Raw genomic sequence first — 643 nt, forward strand, 5'->3', positions numbered from 1 at the left:
TAACTATCAGCGAGAGCGGAACGGTATCCATGCCGACCGATACTGTATGGATGACCATGCAGGAGATTGCCGACATGTATAATGTATTCGGCTGCTATGTGCGCAAGGCTGTCAAGGCTGTATTCAAGGATGGCATTCTGAAAGAGCAGGGTGTACGCCGTCATGTCAGGAAGAACGACCGCATCAGCTATGATGTGTATAGTCTTGAACTCATCATTGCGGTAGCCTTCCGTATTGACAGCATTGAGAGCAGAGCCTTTCGGGAGTTCATTATGCAAGCCATCATCAAAAAGCAGACCAACCGCACTAAACTGGTCTGTATCTTTACAGAGAACGCAATGGCATAGAACAGCCATATAAAGCAACGTTTCTTGGAGGCTTTGCGCCTCCAGCCACTTGGGCGAACCACCGCAGTGTGTTTTAGCATGGTATTAGATTTTATACAGACCATACGGAGAACACCCGGCAAACACGACCAACTCGGTATAGCCAATAAAATGAGGCGACAACCTATAACAACCACGCTCGGTAAGTTATACGTTGTCGCCTTGTTCATTTCACCCCACTCATCAAGGACATGTATTTCTCCTACAAGCCCTTCATTCTGTACGCCTCACGATAGTTAGCCATCAGAATCTTCTGA

Annotated in this window: 1 protein-coding gene; it reads left to right on the forward strand. The window is 47.1% G+C overall.

Going from position 1 to position 643, the window contains the following annotated elements; genetic code table 11:
- Positions 1 to 347, forward strand: a 347-nt coding sequence (locus NNC77_RS16595) for a hypothetical protein (protein WP_254971965.1), incomplete at its 5' end; no start/stop codon positions are given.
- Positions 348 to 643: the final 296 nt, after the last annotated feature.

Origin of the sequence: Segatella copri, from assembly GCF_024330485.1 — a bacterium.
Taxonomy (GTDB): domain Bacteria; phylum Bacteroidota; class Bacteroidia; order Bacteroidales; family Bacteroidaceae; genus Prevotella; species Prevotella copri_L.